This window comes from Streptomyces sp. WI03-4A, assembly GCF_033792105.1.
GTDB lineage: Bacteria > Actinomycetota > Actinomycetes > Streptomycetales > Streptomycetaceae > Streptomyces > Streptomyces collinus_A.
Window position 1 is genome coordinate 70,304 of record NZ_JARAUO010000033.1, and the last position, 26,458, is coordinate 96,761.

A 26,458-nucleotide genomic window follows, 5' to 3' on the forward strand; every position below is an offset into this window, starting at 1 on the left:
GACGCTCCTCCTCCGACCGGCGCGGCACAAGCCGTCGCCTCTCCACGGTAAACGCAGCGGGCAGGCCCCGGGTTCCGGAAGAACCCCGAACCTGCCCGTAGGGGACTACCCCGACGCCCGGCACACCTGGTGTCCCCTGTGTGCCGGGGCCGTCCCGCGGGGACGCACGGTCAGCCCGTGACGATGTTCACCAGCTTCGGGGCCCGCACGATGACCTTGCGGATCGCCGCGCCGCCCAGGGCCGCGACGACCTTCTCGTCGGCCAGGGCGGCCTTCTCCAGCTCCTCGTCGGAGATGGCCGGCGGCACTTCCAGGCGGGCCTTGACCTTGCCCTTGACCTGCACGACACAGGTCACGGTCTCGTCCACCACGTAGCGCGGGTCGGCGACCGGGAAGTCCTGGTGGACGACCGAGTCGGTGTGGCCCAGCCTGCGCCACAGCTCCTCGGCGATGTGCGGGGCCAGCGGGGCGATCATCAGCACCAGCGGCTCGGCGACCTGGCGCGGCACCGCGGTACCGGCCTTGGTCAGGTGGTTGTTCAGCTCGGTGACCTTGGCGATGGCGGTGTTGAAGCGCAGGCCCTCCAGGTCCTGGCGCACGCCGTCGATCGCCTTGTGCAGGGCGCGCAGGGTGTCCTCGTCGGGCTCGGCGCCGGTGACGGTCACCTCGCCGGAGTCCTCGTCGACGACGTTGCGCCACAGCCGCTGCAGCAGCCGGAACTGGCCGACGACCGCGCGCGTGTCCCAGGGCCGGGAGACGTCCAGCGGGCCCATGGCCATCTCGTACAGGCGCAGGGTGTCGGCGCCGTACTCGGCGGCGATCTCGTCCGGGGTCACCGCGTTCTTCAGCGACTTGCCCATCTTGCCCAGCAGGCGGCTGACCTTCTCGCCCTGGTAGTAGTAGTCGCCGTCGCGCTCCTCCACCTCGGCGGCCGGCACCGCGATACCCCGGCTGTCGCGGTAGACGTAGGCCTGGATCATGCCCTGGTTGAACAGCTTGTGGAACGGCTCGGCCGAGGAGACGTGCCCCAGGTCGTACAGGACCTTGGACCAGAAGCGCGCGTACAGCAGGTGCAGCACGGCGTGCTCGGCGCCGCCGACGTACAGGTCCACGCCGCCGTGCGGCTGGCCCTCGCGCGGGCCCATCCAGTACCGCTCGATCTCGGGGTCGACCAGCTTCCGGTCGTTGTGCGGGTCCAGGTAGCGGAACTCGTACCAGCAGGAACCGGCCCAGTTGGGCATGGTGTTGGTCTCGCGGCGGTACTTGCGCGGCCCGTCGCCCAGGTCCAGGGTGACGTTGACCCAGTCCTCGTTGCGCGACAGCGGCGTCTCGGGGTGGGTGTCGGCGTCGTCCGGGTCGAACGTGCGCGGGCTGTAGTCCTCGACCTCGGGCAGTTCCAGCGGCAGCATCGACTCGGGCAGCGCGTGGGCGACGCCGTCCTCGTCGTAGACGATCGGGAAGGGCTCGCCCCAGTAGCGCTGGCGGCTGAACAGCCAGTCGCGCAGGCGGAAGTTGACGGTGCCCTCGCCGACGCCGCGGCTCTGCATCCACTCGGTGATGCGCGCCTTGGCCTCGGCGACGCCCAGGCCGTCCAGCGTGACCTCGTCGTTGGACGAGTTGATGATCTTCGCGTCGTAGGACGAGAAGGCGTTCTCCCACGTGGCGGTGTCGGTGCCGCGGCCGTCGGTCGGCTCGACGATGCAGTGGATCGGCAGCTCGAAGGCGCGCGCGAACTCGAAGTCGCGCTGGTCGCCGGCGGGGACGGCCATGATCGCGCCGGTGCCGTAGCCCATCAGCACGTAGTCGGCGATGAAGACCGGCACGCGCTCGCCGTTGACCGGGTTGGTGGCGTAGGCGCCGATGAAGACACCGGTCTTGTCCTTGGCCTCGGCCTGCCGCTCCACGTCGGACTTCGAGGCGGCCTGCGCGCGGTAGGCGGCGACGGCCTCGGACGGGGTGGCGTGGCCGCCGGTCCACACGTCGTGCGTGCCCTCGGGCCAGGCCTCGGGGGTGAACTTCTCGACCAGCGGGTGCTCGGGCGCCAGCACCATGTAGGTGGCGCCGAACAGGGTGTCCGGGCGGGTCGTGAAGACCGTGATGTTCTCGCCGTCGATCGGGAAGTCGACGCGGGCGCCCTCGCTGCGGCCGATCCAGTTGCGCTGCTGCAGCTTGATGGCCTCGGGCCAGTCCAGCTCCTCCAGGTCCTCCAGCAGGCGGTCGGCGTAGGCGGTGATGCGCATGTTCCACTGGCGCAGCTTGGCCTTGAAGACCGGGAAGTTGCCGCGTTCGGACCGGCCCTCGGCGGTGACCTCCTCGTTGGCCAGCACGGTGCCCAGGCCGGGGCACCAGTTGACCGGCGCGTCGGAGGCGTAGGCCAGGCGGTACTCGCCCAGGACGTCGGCGCGCTCGCCCTCGCTCAGCTCGCTCCACGCGCGCGTGGTGCCCGGGACCGGCCGCTCACCGGACTCGAACGCGGCGATCAGCTCGGCGATCGGTCGGGCCCTGCCGGCCTCCTCGTCGTACCAGGAGTTGAAGATCTGCAGGAAGATCCACTGGGTCCACTTGTAGTAGTCCGGGTCGATCGTGGCGAACGAGCGGCGCTTGTCGTGGCCCAGACCCAGCCGGCGCAGCTGGGCCTTCATGTTCTCGATGTTGGCCTCGGTGGACACGCGCGGGTGCGTGCCGGTCTGCACGGCGTACTGCTCGGCGGGCAGGCCGAAGGCGTCGAAGCCGAGGGTGTGCAGGACGTTGTGGCCGGTCATGCGCTGGAACCGGGCGTAGACGTCGGTGGCGATGTAGCCCAGGGGGTGGCCCACGTGCAGACCCGCGCCCGAGGGGTACGGGAACATGTCCATGATGTACTTCTTGGGCTTCGCGACCAGCTCCGGGTCGCCCGCCAGATCACCCTCGGGGTTGGGCGCGCCGTAGGTGCCGTCGGCGTCCCAGAAGTCCTGCCAGCGTGCCTCGATGTCGGCGGCCAGGGCGGCCGTGTAGCGGTGCGGCGCGGCGTCCGCCGACGCCGCAGCGGTGGCAGCGGGGTTCGTCTCGCTCATGATCCTCAAAGCTCCATCGATCGTCTCTGCCTGCGGCTGTGTCATCTGAAGAAACGAAAAAGCCCCTCGCACAGGAGGGGACGCCGCGCCGATGCCGACCTCTCGGTTCGACCGGGGGTCGGTACTGATCAGCGCGGCCCGCTAAGCAGAAGGCGTACGGCACGCATGGCGCTAGGGTACCGCAGGCCTTGAGCAAGCCGCGACGCGCTTCCGTATGCCTTGTGGACATGCCAGAAACCCGACCAGAACTGAACGAAGGTCAAGGATTACTTCGCGTAACAGCCACTAAGGGACATCGACACGGTCGCATTGTCCTTTGATAACAACGCAATAACTCAAAGCTCGTACTGATCGGTATGGCTCCACTTAGAGTTCGGCAGCGGGACCGCTTTCCCGAAACTGCTCGGAGTTGCCCCCATGAACACTCGTCGTAGTAACAGCTCGCTCCCGAAACCCGGCCGGTCGGCCTACGGGGTGGCGTCCGCTGTCGTCCTGCTGCTCATACCCGTGATCGTGCTGGTCGGAGGCAGCCAGTTCCGCGAGTTCCTGAACTTCGGCGCGGGCGTGCTGTCCCTGGTCTCGCTCAGCTGCTCGGTGATCTGGGGCCTGTTCGCCCAGGACCGGATCTTCCTGAACACGCGCCAGCGGATCGTCGGCCAGGCGGTGCACCGGACGACCGCGGTCGCCTCGATCGCGTTCCTGCTGCTGCACATCACCACCAAGATCGCGCTCGGTCACACCCAGGTGATCGCCGCGGTCATCCCGTTCTCCCTGGGCGTCACCGGGATCGGCGGCCTCATCGGCCTGGGCTCGCTCGCGGGCCTGCTGATGGTCTTCGTCGGCGTCACCGGCGCCCTGCGCAGCAACTTCGCCGCCCCGGCCCCCGTCGCCGCCCGCTGGCGGGCGATGCACATGCTGGCCTACCCGGCCTGGTGCGCCGCGCTGGTCCACGGCCTTTACGCGGGCCGCCAGGCGAAGCCGATCTTCACGATCCTCTACAGCCTCTCCCTGCTGGGCGTCATGGGCGCCCTCGCGCTGCGGTCCGCCCCGCGCCCCGTCAAGCGCAAGGTCGCCGACCGGCTCGTCGCCCTCCTGGGCAGCTCCGAGCGGCCCGGCATCGACGACCTGGAGGCGAGCCGGTCGCGGGTCGCCGAGTCCGGCCCCCAGGGCTTCGAGGGCCGGCGCGAGCCGAGGCGTCCCGCCGAGGCCCCGCCCCGCGCCTCCGCGCCGCTGTACCAGACCCCGATGGCCCCGGCCGGCGAGCCGGCGTCCGGATTCGCCGCGGCCTACCGCGCGGTGCAGACCCCCGGCTCCCAGCAGCCGTTCGCGCCCGGACCGACGACGCGCATGGAGATGCCGATCGATCTGCAGGCCACGGAGGCGATGCCGCGCGTGGACGGCCCGTCCAGCCCCTCGGGCAGCTGGCCGATCCCGTCGCCGCCGCCGGTCGGCGAGGCTCCGCCGTCGGCGTACGACCCGCTCCAGGACACCGGATACAACATCCCGGCCTACGGCAATCCGGGCACCGCCGGCTACGGCCGGAGTGACATGTACGACACCGGTGAGACGAACAACCGCTATGGGACGTACAACTCGAACGACACGTTCAACGGCGGTCCCGCCACCGAGACAAACCCCGGCGCCTCGTACGACGCACCGGGTTCGGGCGAACCCTGGAACACGCCTTCCGGAGGCTATAGGTGAACGAGGCCCTGCCCGACGTACCCGAAGTCCGCGTGGTCGGTCTTCCCGTGCTCACGTCGGGCTTCGACCTTGTGGAGCGGCTCGACCTGCCCATGCACCTCAAGGTGCACGGGCCGCTCGACCCGCTCGGCGGCGAACAGCTCGCCCAGCTCGCCGAGCGCATCAACCTCAAGGGGCGCGGCGGCGCGGGCTTCCCCTTCCACAAGAAGCTGCGCTCGGTCGCCGAGACGGCGATCAAGCGGGGCGTGCGGCCGGTCGTCGTCGTCAACGGCAGTGAGGACGAACCGGCCTGCCGCAAGGACACGGTGCTCATCAACCGCGCCCCGCACCTCATCCTGGACGGCGCGCTGCTGTGCGCGGAGGCCCTCGGCGCCCGCACGCTCGTGATCGGGGTCACCCGGGAGTCCACGCAGCGCTCCATGGAGGCCGCGCTCGCCGAGCGCGGCCTGAGCAACAGCCGCCGGTCGGCACTGCGCGCGTGGGTGCAGCGCAACCCGGTGCGCATGGTCACCGGCGCCGCCGCGTCGCTGATCCGCTCGGTCGACGGCGGCCCGGCGATCCCGCCCGGCCGCAAGATCAGCGCCTCGCAGAGCGGTGTCGGCGGGGCGCCCACGCTGCTGTCCAACGCGGAGACGTTCGCCCAGCTCGCCATCGCCGCCCGGATCGGCCCGGAGCGCTACGGCAACACCGGCCTGTACGACGAGCCGGGCACCGTCATGCTGACGGTCTCCGGCGCGGTCGCCCGCCCGATGGTGATCGAGGTGCCCACGGGCGTGCCGCTGCGCTACGTGCTCCAGCTCGCCGGCGCCCCGCCGGTGCCGCAGGGCGTGCTCACCGGCGGCTACCACGGCAAGTGGATCGACGCGGCCACGGTCAACGAGGCCATCGTCTCGCGCAACTCCCTGGACGCGGTGGGCGGCGCCCTGGGCGCCGGCGCGATCCTGCCGATCACTCAGGACACCTGCCCGCTGGGCGAGTCGCTGCGGGTGGCCCAGTGGCTGGCCGAGGAGAGCGCCGGCCAGTGCGGCCCCTGCTACCTCGGACTGCCCGCGGCGGCGCGCGGCCTGGAGGACATCCTCAACGGCGGCGGGCCCGCCGCCCTGGAGGCGCTGAAGCAGGTCGCCAAGAACGTCAAGCGGCGCGGGGCGTGTTCGCACCCGGACGGCTCGGCGATGTTCCTGGAGTCGACCATCAAGGCGTTCACCGACGACCTGGCCGCCCACGTCCTCGGCAACGGCTGCGGACGGCCCGTGGAGGGCGTCCTGCCGCTCTTCGAGGGCGGCAGGGCCCCGACGGGCATCCCGGGCGGCGGAGAGCCCGAGGAGACCGGCAACAGCCGTCAGAAGATCTACGTCGACTGGACGCTCTGCCGGGGCCACGGACTGTGCGCCGACATCCTGCCCGAGGTCTTCGAACTGGGCGCCGACGGATTCCCGACCGTGGCGCAGGCACAGGTGCCGCGCTACGCGGAGGCGAAGGCGCTGCGCGCGGTGCGCCGCTGCCCGGCGCTGGCGCTGCGCATCGAGGAGGACACGCGCGGGCAGGCGCCCGCGCGCAACCTGCCCGTCCTGTCCCAGGGCCGCGGCCGCCGCGCCCTCGGACGCTGAGCGAACCGACGGCGGGTCACCCCACAGCGGACGACCCGCCGTCGCGCCGCACGGCCGACGGACGCCGGAAACGGCACCGGGACCATGTGGCGTGGAACACGCCGAAGGCGGACCATCCGTCAGGATGATCCGCCTTCGATTTCTGTGGAGCTAAGGAGAATTGAACTCCTGACCTCCTGCATGCCATGCAGGCGCTCTACCAACTGAGCTATAGCCCCTTGTGGTGTTCCGCCCGGTTTCCCCGGCGGCGATGCCAACATTACACGGTCCCCGGGGTGCTCCACCAAATCGGTTTCCGGTCTGCCTGCGTACAGGCGCTAATGTCCCCTTTCGTGACCGTGACCGCGTTCTCCGGAGACCGGCGCCGGCTGCCGGTGGCCGTGGGCGCGTGCCTGCTGTCGTTCGCGGCGTTCTGGCTGGCCCAGCGGGCCGCGCACGTGACGATGGTCGATCTGATGGTCTACCGGGCCGAGGGCGCCGCCGTCCGCGCGGGAGGCGACCTGTACGCGCTGCGGGCGACCGCGGCGCACCTGCCTCCCACCTACCCGCCGTTCGCGGCGCTGCTGTTCACGGCCCTGACCCTGCCGGGCACGACGGTCCTGCGCACGCTGGCGACGGCCGGGAACCTCGCGCTGCTGGTGGTCTTCGTACGGCTGTCGCTGAGACTCGTCGGCCACGCGCGCGTGGAGAGCGTCTGGTGGGTGGCCGCGGCGGCCGTGTGGTGCGAGCCGGTGTGGACGACCGTGCGTTACGGCCAGGTCAACCTGCTGCTGGCCGTCCTGGTCCTGTGGGATCTCGCGCGCCACCCGGCCGGCCGGTGCGGCCGCTGGGCCGGCGCGGGGCTCGGCCTCGCCGCCGCGATCAAGCTGACGCCCGCGCTGTTCCCCGCGTTCCTGCTCGCCACGGGCGTCACGGCCCGCAGAGGCGGCGGACGGGGAGGGCCGTGGCTACGGCACGCGCGCGGGGCGGCCACGGCGTTCGCCGGGGCGACACTGCTCGCCGCGGCCGCGCTGCCGTACGACTCGTGGCGGTACTGGACGGACGTCGCGTTCCGCCCGGACCGGGCCGGGCATCCGGAGGCCACCGCCAACCAGGCCCTGCGCGGCGTCCTGGCGCGCCTGTCGCACACCCCGGACCCCGGGACGCCCTGGCTCGCCGTCGCGGCCGTGGTAGCGGCCCTGGGCCTCGCCGTGGCGGTGGCGGCGGAGTTGCGGGGTGCGCGGGCCTGGGCCGTCTGCGCCTGCGCGGTCACGGCGCTGCTGATCAGCCCGGTGTCGTGGACGCACCACTGGGTGTGGTGCGTGCCGGTCGTGGCGCTGCTGTGGACCCGGGGACACCGGGCGGCCGCCGTGGGCACGGCGCTGGTCTTCTGCTCCTACGTCCCCTGGTGGGTGCCGCACGGCACGGGGCGACCCGAACTGCACCTGACGGTGGCGCAGTCGGCCCTGTCGGCGCTCTACGCGGGAGCCGGTGCGCTGTTCCTCGTCCTCACCCGGGCATCGCTCCCGGTGTCCCGGCCGCGCTCCCCCGCGCGTCAGGCGGTGACGAAGGAGTAGAACCTCTTGAGCGTGCAGTGCTCCTCGAGCAGACGGCCGTAGATCGGCTCGCCCTCCAGCTCACGGTAGGTCTCGATCGGGTCGCCTTTTATGATCAGCGCCCGCGCGCATTCCTCGCACCAGTACTGGTAGTCGGGGTTGATCGGCTCCATGTCACGGACGATGGGTGTACCACTCCCGCACCAGTCGCACTTCCGCCTGTGTGCACCCATCGATCAGCTCCAGCTGTGGCCGCAGGCCGTGCACACGTAGGAGATCCCGCCGTTGTCCCCGAGAACCTGCGCCACGTGCGCGGAACCGCAGGAAGGGCAGCGGAGCCGGGTGGTCGTGTCCCGTATCAACGCCGCACCGAGGAGGTGGCCGACCTCCTCAAGGATGCTCGCAGGCATCGCTACTCCCTCCCGTCGGGCCGCGCCCCCTTCCGGCCGTTTGATTCTGCCACGGCCGGGCCAATACGGTCAGCGACGCCTCAGTACCAGTCCGGACACGGCCCCCCGCGACGGCCGTCGCGGCCGGGGCCGCACGCTCGCCGGGAACGCCTCCACAGAGCTATACGCCGGCGGGGCCCGGGCGACTCAAGAGAGGGCCGAGATCATCCACCGTCGGAACGCAGAAGATCCCGTCCCCCTGGAGGGACGGGATCCTCTTCACCGATCTTCTGCCACTCGGGAGTGGCGATCAGTGGAGCTAAGGAGAATTGAACTCCTGACCTCCTGCATGCCATGCAGGCGCTCTACCAACTGAGCTATAGCCCCGGGTGTTCTTCCCGCTCGGCGGGGCGAACAAGAAGAACTTTAGCCTGCGACCTGCCGGAAAGTGAAATCCGGGTCCCCGGGTCCGGAACGGCGGGCTTCCGGGGGGACTCAGTCGTCGTCGCCGAGGACGGGCTCCGGCAGGGTGCCCGCGTTGTGCTCCAGCAGGCGCCAGCCGCGGGCGCCCTCGCCGAGCACGGACCAGCAGCAGTTCGAGAGGCCGCCGAGGCTCTCCCAGTCCCGGGCCTCGAGCCCGAGCAGCCGGCCGATGGTGGTGCGGATGGTGCCGCCGTGGCTGACCACCACGAGGGTGCCGTCCTCGGGCAGCTTGTCGGCGTGCCGCAGCACGACCGGAGCGGCCCGGTCGGCGACCTCGGTCTCCAGTTCGCCGCCGCCGCGGCGGACCGCCTCGCCGCGCTTCCAGGCGGTGTACTCCTCGCCGTGCCTGGCGAGGATCTCCTGGTGCGTCAGCCCCTGCCAGACGCCCGCGTAGGTCTCGCGCAGGCCCTCGTCGCGGGTGATGGGCAGACCGGTGAGGGCGGCCAGCTCGGCGGCGGTGTCCGCGGCGCGCCTCAGGTCCGAGGCGACGATCGCGTCGGGCCCCAGGGAGGCGAGCAGCCGGGCGGCCCGGCGGGCCTGCCCGATGCCGGTCTCGGTCAGCTCGACGTCCGTGGTGCCCTGGAAGCGGCGCTCCACGTTCCACGAGGTCTGGCCGTGCCGCCACAGGATGATGCGGCGGCCGCGGCCCCTGCGGTCGCCCACCTCGCCGGTGGAGCTCATCGCCACTCCCCGTCCGGCTCCTCGGCGGCCTCGGCGTCCCGCAGCCGCTGGTGCTCCTCGGCCTTGCCTCGGGTGGCCTCGGCGTCGGCGGGCAGCTTCAGCTCGGGGCAGTCCTTCCACAGCCGCTCCAGGGCGTAGAAGACACGCTCCTCGCTGTGCTGGACGTGCACGACGATGTCGATGTAGTCGAGGAGGATCCAGCGGGACTCCCGGTCGCCCTCACGGCGTACCGGCTTGGCGCCCAGCTCCTTCAGCAGGCGCTCCTCGATCTCGTCGACGATCGCCCTGACCTGGCGGTCGTTCGGGGCCGAGGCCAGCAGGAATGCGTCCGTGATGGACAGCACGTCGCTGACGTCGTAGGCGATGACGTCGTGGGCGAGCTTGTCGGCCGCCGCCTGGGCGGCGGTGTTGATGAGCTCAAGGGAACGATCGGTGGCGGTCACTACACGGCTTTCCGTCAAGGGGTCACTTGACATCAAGGGTCTCACGGACCGCCTGGGGCACCCCACGTGATTACCGCATCACCTGGGGTGCCCCGGCCGCTGTCAGGAGGCGGACGGCTTGTAGTCGCCGCCGAGGACGACCGACACGTCGGCGCCGGAGGAGACGCTGCCCTTGGCCACGGCGGACGCGGGCAGCCCCAGCGTCTTGGCGACCTCGGAGGCGTTCGCCTTGTCGGCGGCGTCGGTGTAGAGCACCTTGGACGCGCTCTGCGTGCCGGAGGCGGTACCGCCCTCCAGGAAGGTGAAGCCGCCGTTGAGGAGGACCACGCGGGCCTTCTCGGTGTCGTCCTTCACACCGGTGGCGTTCTGGACGGAGACCCGGACCGCGGAACCCGCGTCGGGACTCTTGGCCGTGCCGCCGAGGATGTCCTTCACCACGCTGTCGCCGGTCCGGGCGGTGAGCGTGCCGTCGGGCTGCACGGGCAGCAGGGCGGTGCGGTAGTCGCCGCCCTTGGCGAGGTCGGCGAGCCGGGCGAGGAAGGTGCCGAGGTCCTTGTCGGTCAGCGGCGGGTCGAGGATCTGCGCGAGGGTCTGCACGGTGGTCGTGGCGGCCGACGGATCGGAGGAGAGCTTGCGCAGCACGCCCTGCATGACCTGGCCGAACCGCTCGAGCTGGGCGTTCTGGGCCTCACCGGGGGCGCGGTAGGTGGCGTAGGCGACGGCCATCTTGCCGCTGAGGGTCTGGGCCTTGCCCTGGTGGACGAGGGGCGCGGCGCCCTTCTTCTTGGCGGACGGGTCGGGCACGTCGGCGTTGGTGTCCAGGTCGATGTTGCCGACCAGGTCGACGAGGTTCTGCAGGTAGGGGGTGTCCAGCCGCCAGCTGCCCTGGATGTCGGTGCCGAGGACGGTGTCGAGCTGGTCGCGGGTGCCGGAGGCGCCGTCGTCGTCGACCGACTTGGCGAGGGTGGTGGCGGTGCCGTCGTCGCCGGACACGGCCAGGGAGTTGGGCAGCAGGACGGTGGTGCCCTGCTGGGTGGTGGTGTTGTCCACCAGCAGCGCCGTGGAGGTGCCGCCCTTGCCGGTGTTGTGCAGGTGGACGACGATCACGTCGCGCTTCTGGGCGCTCACCGGCGTCGACCCCGCGCCCGTCCCCGAGCCGGACGAGGACAGACCGGGCAGCTTCCCGGTGTACCAGAGCCAGCCGACCCCGCCGACGGCGACGAGGGCCAGGACGACGACCAGGGCGACGACCCGCGCGCGGGCGCGCCGGCGGGCCTCCTCGCGGCGCTCGGTGCGGTTCTCGGTGAACTTCAGCCAGTCGATGACGTCCTCGGAGTCACCGTCCGGGTCCTCCACGAACGCGAACTGCTCGGTGCGGTAGTCCCGGTCACCGTCCTCCGGTGCCCCCGGTCCGGTCGGTCCGTCCGGTCCCTCCGGCCCCGCGTGGTCGTCCTCGTGCCCGCCCGGGTGCCGCGCCCGGTCGGCGGGGCCGGCCTGCTGCGGGATGTACGCGGTCTGCTCGGCGCCGCGGGGCTGCTGCCGGCCGTCGGGGGCCGTCTGGCCGTAGGGGTCGTAGGGGGTGGCGGCGGGATGCGCGCCGGTGCCGTAGGGGTCGTAGGGGTTCCCGGCGCCGTAGGGGTCGTAGCCGGGCGCCGCGGCCGGCTGCTGACCGGTGTCGTACGGGTCGTAGGCCGGGGTCTGCTGCTGTCCGGCGCCCGTGGCGTACGGGTCGTAGCCGTAGCCCTGCCGGCCGTACGGGTCGTAGGGCTGCTCGTGCTGCGGCGCCTGCTGTGCCGGGATCTGGCGGTACACGGGCTGGCCGTGCTCGTCGTAGCCGACGAGTTCGTACGGTGCGGCGCCGTAGCCGGCGTCACCCGTGTCGTATCGGTCGTTCACCGGTGCCCCTCTCGGCTCACTCGCCGCGGTACAGCTCGCGCTTGTCGATGTAACGCACGACCCCGTCCGGCACCATGTACCAGATGGGGTCCCCCTTGGCGACTCTCGCACGGCAGTCCGTGGAGGAGATGGCCAGCGCCGGGACCTCGACGAGCGAGACGCCGCCCTCCGGCAGGCCCGGGTTCGTGAGCTGGTGTCCGGGCCGGGTGACGCCGATGAAGTGCGCGAGGGAGAACAGCTCCTCCGAGTCCCGCCAGGTCAGCAGCTGGGCGAGGGCGTCGGCGCCGGTGATGAAGAAGAGGTCGGTGTCGGGGTTGAGGGCCCGCAGGTCGCGCAGGGTGTCCACGGTGTAGGTGGGGCCGCCGCGGTCGATGTCGATACGGCTGACGGAGAACTGCGGGTTCTCGGCGGTGGCGATGACCGTCATGAGGTAGCGGTCCTCGGCCGGGGACACGCTGCGGTGGGACTTCTGCCACGGCTGGCCGGTGGGCACGAACACCACCTCGTCCAGCTGGAACCGGGCCGCGACCTCGCTGGCGGCCACGAGGTGCCCGTGGTGGATCGGGTCGAACGTTCCGCCCATGACGCCGAGGCGGCGCTTGCCCGTGTGGGCGGGGCCGTTGCCCGGCCCGTACGCCGGAGTCTTCACCGTGCCGGCCCCCGGATCGGCGTTGCCGGCGGCGCCGACGGCGGTGCCGGCCGCGCGTGCGGCCCTCTCGTGCGCCGGACCGGTAGGCATGTCCTGCTCTCCCATGCGTGCAGACCCTACCGGCCCGGCCTGAGGGCCCTGGCCGGGGACGGTGTCCCGGGTCAGCGGTCGCGGTTGAAGCGGGTGGTGATCCACAGGAGCAGCAGCAGGATGACCAGGGCGCCCCCGCCGGTGATGGCCGGGTTGAGGCTGTCGTGGTTGCCGCCGTGCTCCTCGGCGATGGTGACCAACTGGGCGGCGGCGCGGTGGAAGCTCATCTTCGGCAGGACCAATCGCGTGTGGGCGGGATAAAGATGTCGCCTCATCGTATGCGGCCGGTCCGCCGGCGATCACCCCGACTCCGCCACCGGTGCGCGGCGCGGGCCCGCCGGACCGCCCCCGGGGAACCTTCGGCGCCGCTCAGTCGTCCTTCTGCTTGTACCCGCGCAGCAGGAACCAGGCGGTCAGTACGCACCCGAGGATCATCACGACGATGACGATCCGGAGCAGATTCCCCGACCCGTGCTGTTGGACGGCGGCGGCGGCCTCGGTCAGCCGGGCGGCTGCGGGGTGGTGCTCCATGATGTGGACTCCTTCGGCTGTACTGCCCGTCCACGGTATCTCCGCCTAGGCTGGCCCCTGCCTCGGGGGCACGGACAGCGGGCACTCACACACGCACATGGGGGAAGACATGTCGGACGACGGCCGCGAGCGGACCGGGCACGAGCGCGTGCCGAGCAGGCAGCGCAGGCGCTTCCCGGGGATCTCCTCGCGCGCGTACGAGCACCCGGCCGACCGGTCGGCCCTGGTGGCGCTGCGCAAGCTCAGCGGATTCGACACGGTGTTCAAGGCGCTCAGCGGGCTGCTGCCGGAGCGCAGCCTGAGACTGCTGTTCCTGTCCGACTCGGTACGGGTCTCGGAGCGGCAGTTCGCCCATCTGCACACCATGCTGCTGGACGCCTGCTACATCCTGGACCTGGAGAAGGTCCCGCCGATGTACGTCACGCAGGACCCGCAGCCGAACGCGATGTGCATCGGGCTCGACGAGCCGATCATCGTGGTCACCACGGGACTGGTCGAGCTGCTCGACGAGGAGGAGATGCGGGCGGTCGTCGGGCACGAGGTGGGACACGCCCTGTCCGGGCACTCGGTGTACCGCACGGTCCTGCTGTTCCTGACGACGCTGGCGCTGAAGGTCGCCTGGATCCCGCTGGGGAACCTGGCGGTCATGGCGATCGTGACGGCGCTGCGGGAGTGGTTCCGCAAGTCGGAGCTGTCCGCCGACCGGGCGGGGCTGCTGGTGGGGCAGGACCTGCGGGCCTCGATGCGCGGCCTGATGAAGATGGCGGGCGGCAACCACCTGCACGAGATGAACGTGGACGCGTTCCTGGAGCAGGCCGAGGAGTACGAGGCCGGCGGCGATCTACGCGACTCCGTGCTGAAGATTTTGAACGTGCTGCCCCGCTCGCATCCCTTCGCCACCGTCCGGGCGGCCGAGCTGAAGAAGTGGGCCGAGTCGCGGGACCACCAGCGGATCATGGACGGGCACTACCCGCGGCGCAGCGAGGACAAGGACACCTCGGTCGGTGACTCCTTCCGCGAGTCCGCGGCGAGCTACGCCGGGGACGTGAAGGACTCCAAGGACCCGCTGATGAAGCTGGTGACGGATCTCGCGGGCGGTGCGGGTGACCTGGGCGGCCGGGTCCGGCGCGGCTTCGACGGCTTCCGCAGCGCCCCGCCGTCCAAGGACGACCCGCGGGGCGGGCAGGACGCGCAGGACGGGGAGGGCCCGCGGGACACGCCGCCCGCCTCCTGACCCGACCGCATCGCGTCCCGGGGGCCCGCCTGCCGCCCGGAGGCGCTCGGACGACGCTCAGACCTTCGGCTGCGCCTCGGCGGCCAGCGTGCCGCACAGGGCGGTGGCGCTGTCGGCCGCGAAGGGGTCGGTGCCCGCCGGGCCGCCCGCCCGGGCGGTCTGCCCGGAGAGCAGGGGGCGCAGGTAGGAGGTGGCGTCCTCGGCGCAGGACATGGGGCCGGCCTGGGCGGAGGAGGCGACCACCTGGAGCGCGCCCAGGCGCAGGTCGTCGCGGTCGAAGCGGAAGGTCAGATCGCGGCGGACGGTGAACAGGGACGCGGAGGCCGTGGCGGCGGCGCCCGCCGGGCGCAGGGCGTAGACGAAGATCGTGTGGGCGCCTACCTCCAGGGTGGAGGAGTCGGCCTCGGTGGCCTCCAGGGTGCCCTGGACGCGGATCCTTTCGTCGGCCAGCCGCACGCGGGAGGGGTCGAGGCGGACCAGCCAGCCGGTGGGCGCGTGCCGGCCGTCCGCCGCGGGGTGGTCGAAGCTGCGGTCGAACTGGTCGAGCTGGTCGGAGTCGAGCAGCGACCGGGCCGGGCGGACCTTGCGGCCGGTGAGCACGCCGGGGTCGAGCGAGGTGCGGACGAGGTAGTCCCGGGCGGTGCTCAGCGCGGCCGTGACCTGGCTGTCGGAGAAGTGCGCGGTGCTGCGGGTGGCGGGCAGCGGGATGCCGGTGGCGCCGACCTCGAACTGTGCGGCGGGGCTGTGCGCGTACAGGTACTCGGCGTCGGCCGCGCCGGGCACCTTGCCCTGCGGGACGAGCGGGATGACGGTCATCCGCAGGGCCTCGACGGGGCGCCGGGTCCCCGGGGAGCTGTAGGGGTGGCGGACGCCCATGTATATCGCGGTGCCGAAGGCGACGGCGATCAGCACGGCGAGGATCAGGATCTGCCGGGTCAGCCCCCGGCGCAGGTGGGTGCGGCGGCGTACGGCCGGCGTGTGGTCGGCCATGCGCTCGTGGGCCGAGTACTCCTGTATGCGGGCAGCGCGGACGAACGACTCGTCGAAGACGACGGATCGGTATTCGTCCTCCGCACCGCCGGGGCCGCCCTCGGGTGTCCCCTCCGGTGGGTCTCCAGGCCCGCCCATACTTTCAGGGTAGGTCTCACGAGCCTCGGGTAAACGCCCGGCCGCTCGACAACTTCTGACAGGTTCTCACCACATCCGTGTGCGCCTGTTCAGGGGGATCGCGGGACCGCCGACACCGCCGGCTGCGCGGTGTCGGCGGAGGCGGAGGGGGGTGAGGCCGCGCCCTGTTCCAGGCCGGACGAGGCGGGCGAGGGCACCCGGTCGCGGGTGTTCGAGGAGGCGCCGCGGTAGACCGCGGCGAAGGCCAGCGCGACCATGCCGACGCCCATCACGAGGGCGAGGACCCAGGCGACGGCCCGGTGCCAGCGGGCCTGCTTGCCGTGGGGGCCGAAGACGCCACGGCGGTCGTCGCCGAGGAAGTAGGTGTCGTCGAGCTCGTCGCCCCGATCATGACCGAATTCGGTCGTCTCGGAGCCGTACCCGTCGTCGTAGCGCTCGCCTCTGGCGTGGGCCCGGCGGGCTTCGGCCTCGGACGCCTCGGCTCTGGCCTGCGCGGCGGCCAGGAGGCGCTCGACGGCGGTCGGCTCGTGCACCACGGCCGCCCGTACGAAGGCCTCGTCGAAGACCACGGAGGCGAACTCTTCGTCCGACACCCCGTGGTCGTGGTCGTCGTCGGGGTCCCAGCCGTCGGGAAACGGCGTGCCCCCCACGTCCTCCGGCACGGGGTCCAGAGTAGACCTGGGGGGTCAATTTGGGCAGACGGTATGGAAATTCATCCGGCTGCTGAGACGGCTTCGCGCCAGTCCGTCAGCGGCGCACGTGACCGTCGCCGGTGACGATGTACTTCGTGCTGGTCAGCTCCGGAAGGCCCATGGGGCCGCGGGCGTGCAGCTTCTGGGTGGAGATGCCGATCTCGGCGCCGAAGCCGAACTGGCCGCCGTCGGTGAAGCGGGTGGAGGCGTTCACGGCGACGGTGGTGGAGTCGACCAGCTGGGTGAAGCGGCGGGCCGCCTGCTGCGAGGTGGTGACGATGGCCTCGGTGTGGCCGGAGGTCCACAGCCGGATGTGCTCGACGGCCTTGTCGAGGGAGTCCACGACGGCGGCGGCGATGTCGTACGAGAGGTACTCCGTCTCCCAGTCCTCGGGGGTGGCCTCGACCACGGTGGCCTTGGAGCCTTCGGCGAAGGCGAGCACCCGCTCGTCGGCGTGCACGGTGACCCCGGCCTCGGCGAGGGCGTCGAGGGCGCGCGGCAGGAACGCGGGGGCGATGTCCTGGTGGACCAGGAGGGTCTCGGCGGCGTTGCAGACGCTGACCCGGTGGGCCTTGGAGTTGATCAGGATGTCGATGGCCATGTCGATGTCGGCCTGGGCGTCGACGTAGACGTGGCAGTTGCCGGTGCCGGTCTCGATGACGGGGACGGTGGACTCGCTGACCACGGTCCGGATCAGGGAGGCGCCGCCGCGCGGGATCAGCACGTCGACGAGCCCGCGGGCGCGCATCAGCTCGCGCACGGAGTCGCGGCTCTCGCCGGGCACGAGCTGGACGGCGTCGGCGGGCAGCCCGGCGCCGCCGACGGCGTCCCGGACGACCCGGACCAGTGCGGTGTTCGACGCGTAGGCGGAGGCGGAGCCGCGCAGCAGGACGGCGTTGCCGGACTTCAGGCAGAGGGCGGCGGCGTCCACGGTGACGTTGGGGCGGGCCTCGTAGATGATGCCGACCACGCCGAGCGGCACGCGGACCTGGCGCAGGTCGATGCCGTTGGGCAGGGTGGAGCCGCGGACGACCTCGCCGACCGGGTCGGGCAGCTTCGCGACGTCGCGGACGTCGGAGGCGATGGCGCGGACCCGCTCGGGGGTGAGGGTGAGCCGGTCGACGATGGCCTCGCTGGTGCCGTTCTCCCGGGCCTTGGCCACGTCCTCGGCGTTGGCCTCGACGATCTCGCCGGTCCTGACCTCCAGGGCGTCGGCCACCGCGAGCAGCGCGTCGTCCTTGGCGGCGCGCGGGAGCGGCGCGAGGTCGGCGGCGGCGGCCCTGGCCCGGTAGGCGGCCTGGGTGACCGGGGACATGGAGTCGTACGGCGAGAGCGTGGTCATGGGGGAAGGGTAGTGCGCGGCCCGGGGCCGTTCAGCCGTCGTCCCACACCGCGAGACGGGTGAAAAGGGACGCTCGTGGCGCGGGCCGGGCCCGGGGCGGGGCGTCAGAAGGGGTGGATGCCGACCGGTGTCGCGGGCGCCGGACCGTATCCCTCGGCGATCCGCTGGTGGTAGGTCTCCCGGTCGATGACCTCGAGACCGACGATCTCCCAGGCCGGCAGCCCGGCGGTCTGCCGGTGCTCGCCCCACAGGCGCAGGGCGACGGCGGCCGCGTCGTGCAGGTCGCGGGCCTCCTCCCAGTACCGGATCTCGGCGTGGTCGCTCGCGTATCTGCTGGTCAGCAGGAAGGGATGGTCGTGGGCGAGCTGTTCGAGGGCGCGTCGCAGGTCCGGCAGCGGGACCTTGTCGCCGGAGACGCTGAGGGTGACGTGCCACAGGCGGGGCAGGTCCTTGGGTTCCTCGTAGTCCTGGTAGGTGTCCCCGGCCGCGACGCTCGTCAGAGCACCGCGGGACGCCGCCCCAGGGCGCACTCGTCTCACGACGGCCTCCTTCACGCTATGCCCCTCGACGGAACCTGTCGGAACCTGCCTTCGACTGCCTCTGAGACAAAGTTGAGCAGGCCGCAGGGCTCCGCGTGGCGGTTTTACGGAACGTCCCCCAGCGGGGGCCGTCCTTACGTCCCGTTTTACCGGCGGTTTTACGAGTGTTGCGAGTGCAGTAGCACCAGGTCGTCCCTGTGTACGACCTCGCGTTCGTACGCGGGGCCCAGTTCGCGCGCCAGCTCCCGGGTGGAGCGGCCGATCAGCTGGGGGATCTCCCTGGCGTCGAAGTTGACGAGGCCGCGGGCGACCGCGCGTCCGCTGCCGTCGCGCAGCTCCACGGGGTCGCCGGCGCTGAACTCGCCGTCGACGGCGGCGATCCCGGCGGGCAGCAGGGACGTGCGCCGCTCGACGACCGCGCGGACGGCGCCGTCGTCCAGGGTGAGGGAGCCCTGCGGCGTGGAGGCGTGCTGCAGCCACAGCAGCCGGTCCGCCGAGCGCTTGCCGGTGGGGCGGAAGTAGGTGCCGGTGTCACCGCCGACCAGGGCCTCGGCCGCGTGGACGGCGCTGGTCAGCACCACGGGGATGCCGGCGGCCGCGGCGATCCCGGCGGCCTCGACCTTGGTGACCATGCCGCCGGTGCCGACGCCCGCCTTGCCGGCGCTGCCGATCTCGACCGCGGCGAGGTCCGCGGGGCCGCGCACCTCGGCTATCCGCGAGGTGCCCGGCCTGCTGGGGTCACCGTCGTAGACACCGTCGACGTCGGAGAGGAGCACCAGCAGGTCGGCGTGGACGAGGTGGGCGACGAGCGCGGCGAGACGGTCGTTGTCGCCGAAGCGGATCTCGTCGGTGGCGACGGTGTCGTTCTCGTTGACGATCGGGAAGGCGCCCATGGCCAGCAGTTTGTCCAGGGTGCGGGAGGCGTTGCGGTGGTGGGCGCGGCGGCTCATGTCGTCGCTGGTGAGCAGCACCTGGCCGACGCGGACGCCGTAGCGGGCGAACGAGGCCGTGTAGCGGGCGACGAGCAGGCCCTGGCCGACGCTGGCGGCGGCCTGCTGGCGGGCCAGGTCCTTGGGGCGGCGGCGCAGGCCGAGCGGGGCCAGGCCGGCGGCGATCGCTCCGGAGGAGACGAGGACGACCTCCCGCTCCCCGCCGCTGCGGCTCTTGGCCAGGACGTCGACCAGCGCGTCGACGCGGTCGGCGTCCAGGCCGCCGGCGGCGGTGGTCAGCGACGAGGAGCCCACCTTGACGACGATCCTGCGGGCCTCGCCCACGGCCTGCCTTGCCCTAGCCACCTTGCCTGCTGTCCCCTCGCGCGGTTCCGGCTGCCTGTGCGGCAATCTACGCGAAGGGGGCCGGGGGGGTGCGCACCGGTCCACCCTCCGGACGGCCGCTCCGTAGCCGTTCGGTGACGGGATGCGTATGGCAAAAAGGTTGTGTTGGTTGCTTATAGAAATTAAAGCCTGCTCAAACATAACGTGAAGATCGTGTCTCCTACCGTTCCCCCCGTGAAGCGCATCCTGCTCAGATCCGGCAAGAGCCCCTACGACGTCTACACCGTGGAGGAGGCTCTCCACCAGGACGTGATGGCCACCAACGCGGGCAACCTGATCTTCCAGGACGCGGCGCACAAGATCCTGGAGACACCGGACACCGAGGTCGTCTCCAACGGCGGGCGCACCGAGGTGGCCGCCGCCGCGCGGATCAACGCGGAGTTCGACGCGTTCGTCGTACCGCTCGCCAACGCCTTCCGGCCCTCCTTCGAGAACGCCCTGAAGCGCCTCACCCGGCTGATCACACGGCTGAGGATCCCGGTCGTGGTGCTCGGCGTCGGCGCGCAGACCGGCGTGAGCTACGACCCGGCGCGGCTGCGGCAGATCGAGCCGACGGTGCGCGAGTTCTGCTCGGCGGTGCTGGAGCGCAGCGCCTCGATCGGGGTGCGCGGGGAGTTCACCGAGCAGTACCTGCGCGACATGGGCTTCCGTGACGTGGAGGTGATCGGCTGCCCGTCGCTGTTCCTGTACGGCAGCACCCTCGACGTCCGCAAGCGGGTGCCCGGGCTGACCGCCGAGTCGCGGATCGCGATCAACGGCTCGCACAGCGCGGTGAAGAAGCAGGGGCTCGGCCGGATCATCGGCCGCACCCACGAGCGGTACCCGAACCTGCGCTTCGTGGGGCAGAACCTCAGCGACGCGCGGCAGCTGCACTGGCGGGACCTCAGCGACCCGAACGCCCTGGTGACGGCGATGCCGACGCACCCGGACCACCCGATGTACCGGGAGGACAAGGTGCGGGTGTACGTCGACCCGGTCACCTGGATCGACGAGCTGCGGCCCTTCGACTTCTCCTTCGGCTCGCGCATCCACGGCAACATCGCGGCGCTGCTCGCGGGCACGCCGGCGACGGTGCTGTGCGGGGACTCGCGCACGCTGGAGCTGTGCCGGTACTTCGAGATCCCGCACCAGCGGCTGGACAAGGTCGCCAAGGACCCGGAGGCGGCCGACCCGGCCCGGCTGTACGAGCAGGCCGACTTCGGCGGGCTGACCGGCAACCACCGCGAGCGCTTCGACCGGTTCGTCGGGTTCCTCGACAAGAACGGGCTGCGGAACACCTTCACGCACGGCGACGGCGGTGCGGCCTTCGAGGAGCGGATGGCGTCGCTGTCCTTCCCGCCCGGGGTGCGCCCCTGGAACGACGCCGACCTCGCCTCGCTCAGCAGCCGGTTCGGCTGGCTGCACACCCGGGTCAGCGAACTGAGCCAGGACAACACCCAGTTGCGGCGGGAGCTGGCGCGGGCCAGGAAGGTGCAGGGCACGGTGCCCGCCCCGGCGGCCTCCGTCTACCGGCGGGCCCGCCGGGTGGTGGGCCGGGCGCTGCAGTCGGGCCGCCCGTAGCCGCGCCGGGCACCGCCGTTCAGGCCGCCGCCGTGCCGAATCCCGCGCTCGGCAGCATCCGCCGGACCTTGCGCAGCGCCCTGCGCAGGAAGGAGTTGGCGGCGGCCTCCCGGTAGCCGTCGAAGGCGCGGGCCTCGCGGGGTTCGGCGAGGTAGACGTGGTCGGGGACGCCGGCCGCCGCGGAGCGGAAGTGCGGGTAGACGAGGTACAGCCGGGTCCCGCGCCGTTCCAGGACGGCAGCCGCCTGCTTCTTCGCCCTCACGAACTCCACGACGTCCACCAGCAGATCGGCGCGCTGCCGGTGGACCAGGTGCAGCCGCAGCCGTTCGTGCACCCGGAGCCGGCGGGCCACCTCGGGCGTCCAGTAGGCGTCCATGAGCGGCTTGGCCAGTTCGAGCTTGTGCCGGCGGACGTGCTCGTCGTCCTTGAGGAACTTCGGCCCGAACTGCGGCAGCAGGGTGATGAGGAAGGGCCGGACCATCAGGCTGTCGCGCCGGGCGCCCGCCGGGACCATGTCGGCGATCAGCCGCATCAGGGCGCGCGCGGAGTCGAAGCGGAGCGTGTAACCGCCGCTCTTCGTCACGTGTTTGCCGTCCTCACGGCCCACCAGGTAGTAGCAGGTGTAGTCGGCGAGCACGGAGACGCCGTCGGCCCGCAGGTACGCCTCCATGGTGAAGAGCGCGTCCTCGCCGGTCCACAGGGACTCGTCGAAGCGCATGCCGTGCCGGTCCAGCAGGGTGCGGCGGAAGAGTTTCTGCGCGCTCAGCGTGAACTTGATGTTGGAGGAGTGGACGTCGGTCCGGTCGAGCGTCTTGCCCCACATGGACTTCGGGGGGACGCGGTTGATGCCCTCGACCCGGCCGAGGACGACGTCGGTGCCGTTCCGGTCGGCCATGGCGACCATGCGCTCCAGGGCCTCGGGGCCGAGCCGGTCGTCGGCGTCGAGGAAGAAGACGTAGCGTCCGGCCGCCTTGTCGAGGCCGACGTTGCGCGGGCCGCTGGGGCCGCCGGAGTTGTCCTGCCGGATGACGGTGACCGGCATGGGGGCGCGGGCCGCGAACTCCTCCAGGTACTCCCCCGTGCCGTCCGTGGAGCCGTCGTCGACGGCGATGACCTCCATGCGGGCCGGGTCGATGGTCTGCGCCTCGACGGACGCCAGACACTCGACCAGGTAGGGCATCGCCTCGTACGCCCCGATGATCACACTGACATCAGGCTGCGTCTCGACGGTCACGTTTCCCCCTCGCCAACAGAATATTCCACCCGTATCTGCTCAATCTCACCTTGTTAGACGGGTCCCCCGCTGAGGCGGTTGCCTGACGCCCGATGATGAGTGGCGTACGTCACAGCGGTCCGGGGGGTGCGGGCGGCTGCCGATACCGCCGACCGGCGCCATCGGACAGTACGCACGGTCCGTAAGAGTTGCTCAGCCCCGGGCCACCGCCGCGGTAAGAGGGCGCGGCAAGAAACCTGAACGGCCGTGGGCCCACGGAAAAGGGCCGGCCCCCGGGATCTCTCCCGGGGGCCGGCCCTGTCGCTGCGGGCGGGTGTCCGTGTCAGCCGGCCGCCACGCCGTCCGTCTCACCGGCGGACGCGCCCCGCTGGCCCGGCAGCGCGTTGGTCAGCTCGGCCGTCTCGGCGGGGTCGGCGTTGGCCGCGCCCGTCCGGGACTCCTGGCCCACGTTGCGGGCCTCGGCCTTCCTGCCCAGGTGGGCGACCGCGGCGTTGAACTGGTCGATGGAGGCGGGCTCGTCCGGGCCCAGCAGATAGCGCTTGAGCTCGCCGCGGTCCTCGGCCAGCGGGTCGCCGGACGGGTCGCGCACGGCGTCCAGCAGCGCGCCCAGCTCGGCGGCGCTGTTGGACAGGATGGTCGCGGCGCGGACCGCCGTGTTCTGCCGCTTGAACTCCTCCACGCCGAGTTCGGCGGAGTCGGTGACCGCGTACGGCTTGCCGCTCGCGATGAAGTCGGAGACCACGGAGGAGATGTCGGAGACCATGCCGTCCGAGACGTTGAAGCAGTCGTACAGGCGGGGCTCGGCGCCCGTGATCACCCGGTGCTCGAACGAGGGGAAGGAGCGCCAGTAGGCGTCGTTCCACTCGGCGCGCAGCCGGGCGATCTCCTCGTGCCGCTGCACGTCGACGATCCCGTCACGGGTGGCCTCGGCCTCGTCGCCCTTGTCGCCGCCGGCCGCGGCCAGCTCGGCGAGACGGGCCTCGACCCGCTGGAGCTCCGCCCCGGCCGCGGTCTGGGCGGCGGTGTCGGCGGTGAAGCGGGCGTCGGCGGCGCGCTCGGCGGCGGCCTTCTCGACCAGGGCGGTGATGCGCCGGTGCGCGGCGCCGGCCTCGGCGCTGACGGTGCCGGTGAAGGGGTGCGGCTTGTACAGGACGCGGACCGGCGGGTCGGCCGTGACCAGCTTCCGCACGATGTTCTCGCCGGCCAGCACGATCGAGGTGTTGCCGGGGTTGCCGTCCCAGCCCTCCCAGGTCGGCGCGTAGAGCACGGTCGGGACGCGTCCGTCGGGCACGCCCTGCCGGCTCTGGATGGGGGCGAGCTGCGGGCGGCCGACCTCGACGATGTCGTCGTCGCGGACGCCGACGTCGGCGATGGCGTAGCGGTCGCGGCCCGCGCGGCCGGCGGTCCACACCTCGTCGTACACCTTGCTGTACGGGTTGACGCTGGCCAGCTTGTCGCTGTCGCCGTGGCCGATGAAGACGTGCTTCATGGTGGGCACGCGCAGCAGGTGGATGTTCTTGCCGACGTTGGCGGCGTACAGGGCGACGCGCACGGTCGACAGGTCCATGTTCATCAGGTGCACCCCTCCGGGCACGCAGACGACGGGGACCGTGGTGGGCGCGAGGTTGTTCAGGATGGCGCGCTCGCGCAGGATGATCAGCGGCCGGGTGTCCAGCTGCTCCATCGTCTCCAGCCACATGTTGACCTGGTACGCGGAGTCCTTGGAGCCGGAGAAGTACAGGACCGTCTCCGGCTTGTAGACACCCAGCCAGTCGTCGACGGCGGCGAGCACGGCGTCGGCCCTCGGCGGGGTCTTCGCGCCGCGCACGTACGGCACGAGCCCGACGACGTACAGGCAGCCCAGGGCGATGGTGAGGCCGATGCCCACGAACCCGACGGCGGAGTCGTCGAGGGCCGCCGAGACCAGGATGCCGACGACCGCGAACAGGTCGAGGTGCAGGATCTTCTCCGCGGAGCGGTGCAGCAGCACGCGCGGCGGGGCGTCCGGGATGCGGATGCGCGACTTGAGGTCGATGTTGCGGGTGGCGACCGGCATCCGGCGGCGGTTACGGATCAGGGTGACCAGGGCGCCGTGCGGGGCCTGGAGACCGTAGAAGGCGATGAAGCAGGCGACCGCGCCGTAGAAGATCAGGTTGTCCGCGAGGGACAGCCGGGCCAGCAGCAGGATCAGCAGCAGCTGCCGGATCAGGAACCGGATCGACAGGCCCGCCCGGACCTTGCTGAGGCGGTTGATCAGGTAGCTGTTCCTGCGGTGGAGATAGTGGTCCGCCAGGTACGTCACGGCGGCCGCGGCCGCGAAGGCGGGAACGCTCGGGACGAGCGCGGCCAGCATGAGCACCGGGAAGCCCAGGATCATGAGAGCCGCCGCGGCCAGTTCGGCCGCGCTGCCCACCCGGGCGACGCGAATAGCGGTGGATATCACGGAGAAACCTGCTCTGGGAGGGGGAGTGCCGGTTTTGTTCAAAATTGCCAGAGGTGTGGGGGTAAATTGGTAATTCGCGTCTAAGGATTCAGGCCCCTGCGAATACCCGTTGCACGGGTACCCGGAGAGGCCTGAATTCCACGAAGCTAATTGAACCGATTATTACACGCCGTCCTGACGGTCAAGGACGGAGGCGAGAGCCTGCTCGAAGCCGGAGGCCTTGGCGGCGCCGGCCGTCGGGTCCTGCTGGCGGACGTCGATGACGTGACCGGTCAGCTCCGACAGCAGCACGTCGAGGGAGGTGCGGGCGACGGCCTCGGAGGAGAGCAGGGAGCTCGCCGGCTCCTGGCCGAACGCCTTGGTGCGCATCGGGGTCGCGGTGCGCTCGGGGTTGATGCAGTTGACCCGGATGCCCTCGGCGGCCCACTCGTCGGACAGCGCCTGGGTGAGGTTCACCATGGCGGCCTTGGTGGAGGAGTAGAGGCTGTACTCGGCGCGGCCGCGGGTGTAGCTGCTGGAGGTGTAGAGCAGCAACTGGCCCTTGGACTCGGCCAGGTACTTGTAGGAGGAGCGGGCGATCTGCACCGGCGCCAGGTAGTTGACCTTCAGCGCCTCCTCGATGGTGGCGTTGTCGGTCTCGGCGAGCTTGCCGATGCGCAGCACGCCCGCGGTGTTGACGACGTAGTCGATCCGGCCGGTCTCCGCGTACGCCTTGGACAGCGCGTCGTCGACCTCCTCCGGGTTCTCCACGTGGGTGCCGGTGGTGGAACGGCCCAGCGGGTAGACCGTGGCGCCGTAGGACTCGGCGAGTTCGGCGATGTCCTTGCCGATGCCGTACGAGCCGCCGAAGACCACGACGGTCTTGCCGGTGAGCAGTTCGCGGTAGGCCTCGTCGCCGTTCTGCTCGGGCGCCGCGGTGGAGGCGAGCTGGAAGAGCTTGTCGGCGATGAAGACGTCGACCGGCTGGGTCACCTTCATGTTGTACTCGTCACCCGCGACGACGTGGATCGGCACGTCCGGCAGGTACTTGAGCACGACCGAGCAGTCGTCCGTGGCCTGGAAGTTGGGGTCGCCGGCGGCCACCTCGTAGGCGCGGCGGACGGTGGACAGCTTGAAGGCCTGCGGGGTCTGGCCGCGACGCAGCCGGGAGCGGTCCGGGATCTCGGTGATGAACTCGCCGTCCTCGCCGTGCGTGCGCGTGACGATGATGGTGTCCGCGGACGGGATGGCGACGTCCACCGCCTGGTAGCGCTCCAGGGCGGTCACGCAGTCGTCGATGACGCGCTGCGAGAGCAGGGGGCGAACGGCGTCGTGGAAGAGGACGTTGAGGTCCTCGCCCTCGGCCAGGCCCTCCCGGAGGGCCGAGATGGCGCGCTCGGTGGTCTCGTTCCGCGTCGAGCCGCCCTCGATGACCTTCTTGACCTTGGTGAACCCGGCCTTGGCGACGATCTTCTCGATGTCCGGCACGTAGCCGGGCGCCATCAGCACGATGATGTCGTCGATCGAGTCGGCGTTCTCGAAGGTGGTCAGGGTGTGCTCGATGACTGCCTTGCCGGCGATCTTCAGCAGCTGCTTGGGGATCGACAGGCCCACCCGCTGGCCGGTGCCACCGGCCAGGATCACTGCGGTGGTTCGGGGCTTGGCTATGTGCTCTGACACAGGCTGACCTACCTTGGGGCGACAGGGAACCGTGAAATCGTCCCACTTCGGGTAACCGCAGTGCAAGGTGAGTGACGTCCCCTGCATATGTGGGCGCCACCCGTCATTCACCTTGTACACCTGGCCCTTGGGCGGCGGGTTCCGTGAACGGCCGTGGAATTCCTGTGAGTAAGTCCACAGGAGTTGCGCCGGTGGTAGCCGGTTCTTACCCGGGGGTGCCGGGGAGCCGGGT

General features: G+C 71.3%; 22 protein-coding genes and 2 tRNA genes. 5 read left to right on the forward strand and 19 right to left on the reverse strand.

Going from position 1 to position 26,458, the window contains the following annotated elements:
* Positions 1 to 170: 170 nt before the first annotated feature.
* Positions 171 to 3,053, reverse strand: a complete 2,883-nt coding sequence (gene leuS, locus PV343_RS28180; RefSeq protein WP_319149805.1) for a leucine--tRNA ligase — start codon at positions 3,051 to 3,053, stop codon at positions 171 to 173.
* A 417-nt stretch (positions 3,054 to 3,470) separates the two neighbouring features.
* Here leuS and PV343_RS28185 point away from each other — a divergent pair, with 417 nt between their 5' ends.
* Both PV343_RS28185 and PV343_RS28190 read left to right on the forward strand, forming a co-directional pair.
* Positions 3,471 to 4,757, forward strand: coding sequence for a cytochrome b/b6 domain-containing protein (locus PV343_RS28185; protein WP_319149806.1), 1,287 nt, complete (start codon positions 3,471 to 3,473; stop codon positions 4,755 to 4,757).
* Complete coding sequence (locus PV343_RS28190; RefSeq protein ID WP_319149807.1) at positions 4,754 to 6,364, forward strand: NADH-ubiquinone oxidoreductase-F iron-sulfur binding region domain-containing protein; 1,611 nt, start codon at positions 4,754 to 4,756, stop codon at positions 6,362 to 6,364. Before PV343_RS28185 ends, PV343_RS28190 begins: the two co-directional genes overlap by 4 nt.
* Positions 6,365 to 6,509: 145 nt before the next feature.
* Here the strand turns inward: PV343_RS28190 and PV343_RS28195 are convergent.
* Positions 6,510 to 6,582: transfer RNA gene (locus PV343_RS28195), tRNA-Ala, on the reverse strand.
* 114 nt (positions 6,583 to 6,696) lie between these two features.
* On the opposite strand from PV343_RS28195, the gene PV343_RS28200 reads away from it, so the two are divergent.
* On the forward strand, positions 6,697 to 7,920 hold the full coding sequence (locus PV343_RS28200; protein WP_319149808.1) for a glycosyltransferase 87 family protein: 1,224 nt from the start codon (positions 6,697 to 6,699) through the stop codon (positions 7,918 to 7,920).
* Here PV343_RS28200 and PV343_RS28205 read toward each other — a convergent pair.
* From PV343_RS28205 to PV343_RS28245, 9 genes are all read right to left on the reverse strand, one after another.
* On the reverse strand, positions 7,899 to 8,132 hold the full coding sequence (locus tag PV343_RS28205; RefSeq protein ID WP_006136074.1) for a hypothetical protein: 234 nt from the start codon (positions 8,130 to 8,132) through the stop codon (positions 7,899 to 7,901). The two genes, PV343_RS28200 and PV343_RS28205, sit on opposite strands and share 22 nt — an antisense overlap.
* A 3-nt stretch (positions 8,133 to 8,135) precedes the next feature.
* Complete coding sequence (locus PV343_RS28210; RefSeq protein WP_319149809.1) at positions 8,136 to 8,309, reverse strand: hypothetical protein; 174 nt, start codon at positions 8,307 to 8,309, stop codon at positions 8,136 to 8,138.
* Positions 8,310 to 8,602: 293 nt separating this feature from the next.
* Positions 8,603 to 8,675, reverse strand: a tRNA-Ala gene (locus PV343_RS28215).
* Positions 8,676 to 8,783: 108 nt separating this feature from the next.
* A complete protein-coding gene (locus PV343_RS28220; RefSeq protein ID WP_319149810.1) occupies positions 8,784 to 9,452 on the reverse strand; it encodes a histidine phosphatase family protein in 669 nt (222 codons plus the stop codon).
* Positions 9,449 to 9,895 (reverse strand): ribosome silencing factor, encoded by a 447-nt coding sequence (rsfS, locus tag PV343_RS28225; RefSeq protein WP_319149811.1) that lies wholly within the window; start codon positions 9,893 to 9,895, stop codon positions 9,449 to 9,451. The genes PV343_RS28220 and rsfS overlap by 4 nt, the downstream gene beginning before the upstream one ends.
* 102 nt (positions 9,896 to 9,997) lie before the next feature.
* A complete protein-coding gene (locus PV343_RS28230) occupies positions 9,998 to 11,791 on the reverse strand; it encodes a LytR C-terminal domain-containing protein (protein WP_319149812.1) in 1,794 nt (597 codons plus the stop codon).
* Between the two features lie 16 nt (positions 11,792 to 11,807).
* The gene (nadD, locus tag PV343_RS28235) at positions 11,808 to 12,545 is read right to left on the reverse strand and encodes a nicotinate-nucleotide adenylyltransferase (protein WP_319149813.1); all 738 of its coding nucleotides are present in this window, start codon (positions 12,543 to 12,545) and stop codon (positions 11,808 to 11,810) included.
* 56 nt (positions 12,546 to 12,601) lie between these two features.
* Positions 12,602 to 12,757: a hypothetical protein gene (locus PV343_RS28240; RefSeq protein ID WP_020940007.1), complete on the reverse strand. Its 156-nt coding sequence runs from the start codon at positions 12,755 to 12,757 to the stop codon at positions 12,602 to 12,604.
* Positions 12,758 to 12,899: 142 nt separating this feature from the next.
* The gene (locus PV343_RS28245; protein ID WP_020940008.1) at positions 12,900 to 13,061 is read right to left on the reverse strand and encodes a hypothetical protein; all 162 of its coding nucleotides are present in this window, start codon (positions 13,059 to 13,061) and stop codon (positions 12,900 to 12,902) included.
* Positions 13,062 to 13,170: 109 nt separating this feature from the next.
* Between PV343_RS28245 and PV343_RS28250 the strand changes: the two genes are divergently transcribed.
* Positions 13,171 to 14,295 carry a M48 family metallopeptidase gene (locus PV343_RS28250; RefSeq protein ID WP_319149814.1) on the forward strand — a complete coding sequence of 375 codons (1,125 nt, stop codon included), beginning with the start codon at positions 13,171 to 13,173 and terminating at the stop codon, positions 14,293 to 14,295.
* A gap of 57 nt (positions 14,296 to 14,352) precedes the next feature.
* Here the strand turns inward: PV343_RS28250 and PV343_RS28255 are convergent, their stop codons facing one another.
* The 5 genes from PV343_RS28255 to proB form a co-directional block, all read right to left on the reverse strand.
* Positions 14,353 to 15,423 (reverse strand): hypothetical protein, encoded by a 1,071-nt coding sequence (locus PV343_RS28255; RefSeq protein WP_319149815.1) that lies wholly within the window; start codon positions 15,421 to 15,423, stop codon positions 14,353 to 14,355.
* A gap of 89 nt (positions 15,424 to 15,512) precedes the next feature.
* Positions 15,513 to 16,085, reverse strand: coding sequence for a hypothetical protein (locus PV343_RS28260; protein ID WP_319149816.1), 573 nt, complete (start codon positions 16,083 to 16,085; stop codon positions 15,513 to 15,515).
* An 85-nt stretch (positions 16,086 to 16,170) separates the two neighbouring features.
* On the reverse strand, positions 16,171 to 17,457 hold the full coding sequence (locus PV343_RS28265; protein ID WP_319149817.1) for a glutamate-5-semialdehyde dehydrogenase: 1,287 nt from the start codon (positions 17,455 to 17,457) through the stop codon (positions 16,171 to 16,173).
* Between the two features lie 104 nt (positions 17,458 to 17,561).
* Positions 17,562 to 17,996 carry a hypothetical protein gene (locus tag PV343_RS28270; RefSeq protein ID WP_319149818.1) on the reverse strand — a complete coding sequence of 145 codons (435 nt, stop codon included), beginning with the start codon at positions 17,994 to 17,996 and terminating at the stop codon, positions 17,562 to 17,564.
* Positions 17,997 to 18,154: 158 nt separating this feature from the next.
* On the reverse strand, positions 18,155 to 19,270 hold the full coding sequence (proB, locus tag PV343_RS28275; RefSeq protein WP_319149828.1) for a glutamate 5-kinase: 1,116 nt from the start codon (positions 19,268 to 19,270) through the stop codon (positions 18,155 to 18,157).
* 234 nt (positions 19,271 to 19,504) lie between these two features.
* On the opposite strand from proB, the gene PV343_RS28280 reads away from it, so the two are divergent.
* Positions 19,505 to 20,890 carry a polysaccharide pyruvyl transferase family protein gene (locus tag PV343_RS28280; protein WP_319149819.1) on the forward strand — a complete coding sequence of 462 codons (1,386 nt, stop codon included), beginning with the start codon at positions 19,505 to 19,507 and terminating at the stop codon, positions 20,888 to 20,890.
* A 19-nt stretch (positions 20,891 to 20,909) separates the two neighbouring features.
* Here the strand turns inward: PV343_RS28280 and PV343_RS28285 are convergent, their stop codons facing one another.
* The 3 genes from PV343_RS28285 to PV343_RS28295 form a co-directional block, all read right to left on the reverse strand.
* Positions 20,910 to 22,070 carry a glycosyltransferase family 2 protein gene (locus tag PV343_RS28285; RefSeq protein ID WP_388235916.1) on the reverse strand — a complete coding sequence of 387 codons (1,161 nt, stop codon included), beginning with the start codon at positions 22,068 to 22,070 and terminating at the stop codon, positions 20,910 to 20,912.
* Between the two features lie 376 nt (positions 22,071 to 22,446).
* Positions 22,447 to 24,567, reverse strand: a complete 2,121-nt coding sequence (locus PV343_RS28290; protein ID WP_319149821.1) for a hypothetical protein — start codon at positions 24,565 to 24,567, stop codon at positions 22,447 to 22,449.
* 162 nt (positions 24,568 to 24,729) lie between these two features.
* A complete protein-coding gene (locus PV343_RS28295) occupies positions 24,730 to 26,226 on the reverse strand; it encodes a bifunctional cytidylyltransferase/SDR family oxidoreductase (protein WP_319149822.1) in 1,497 nt (498 codons plus the stop codon).
* Positions 26,227 to 26,458: the final 232 nt, after the last annotated feature.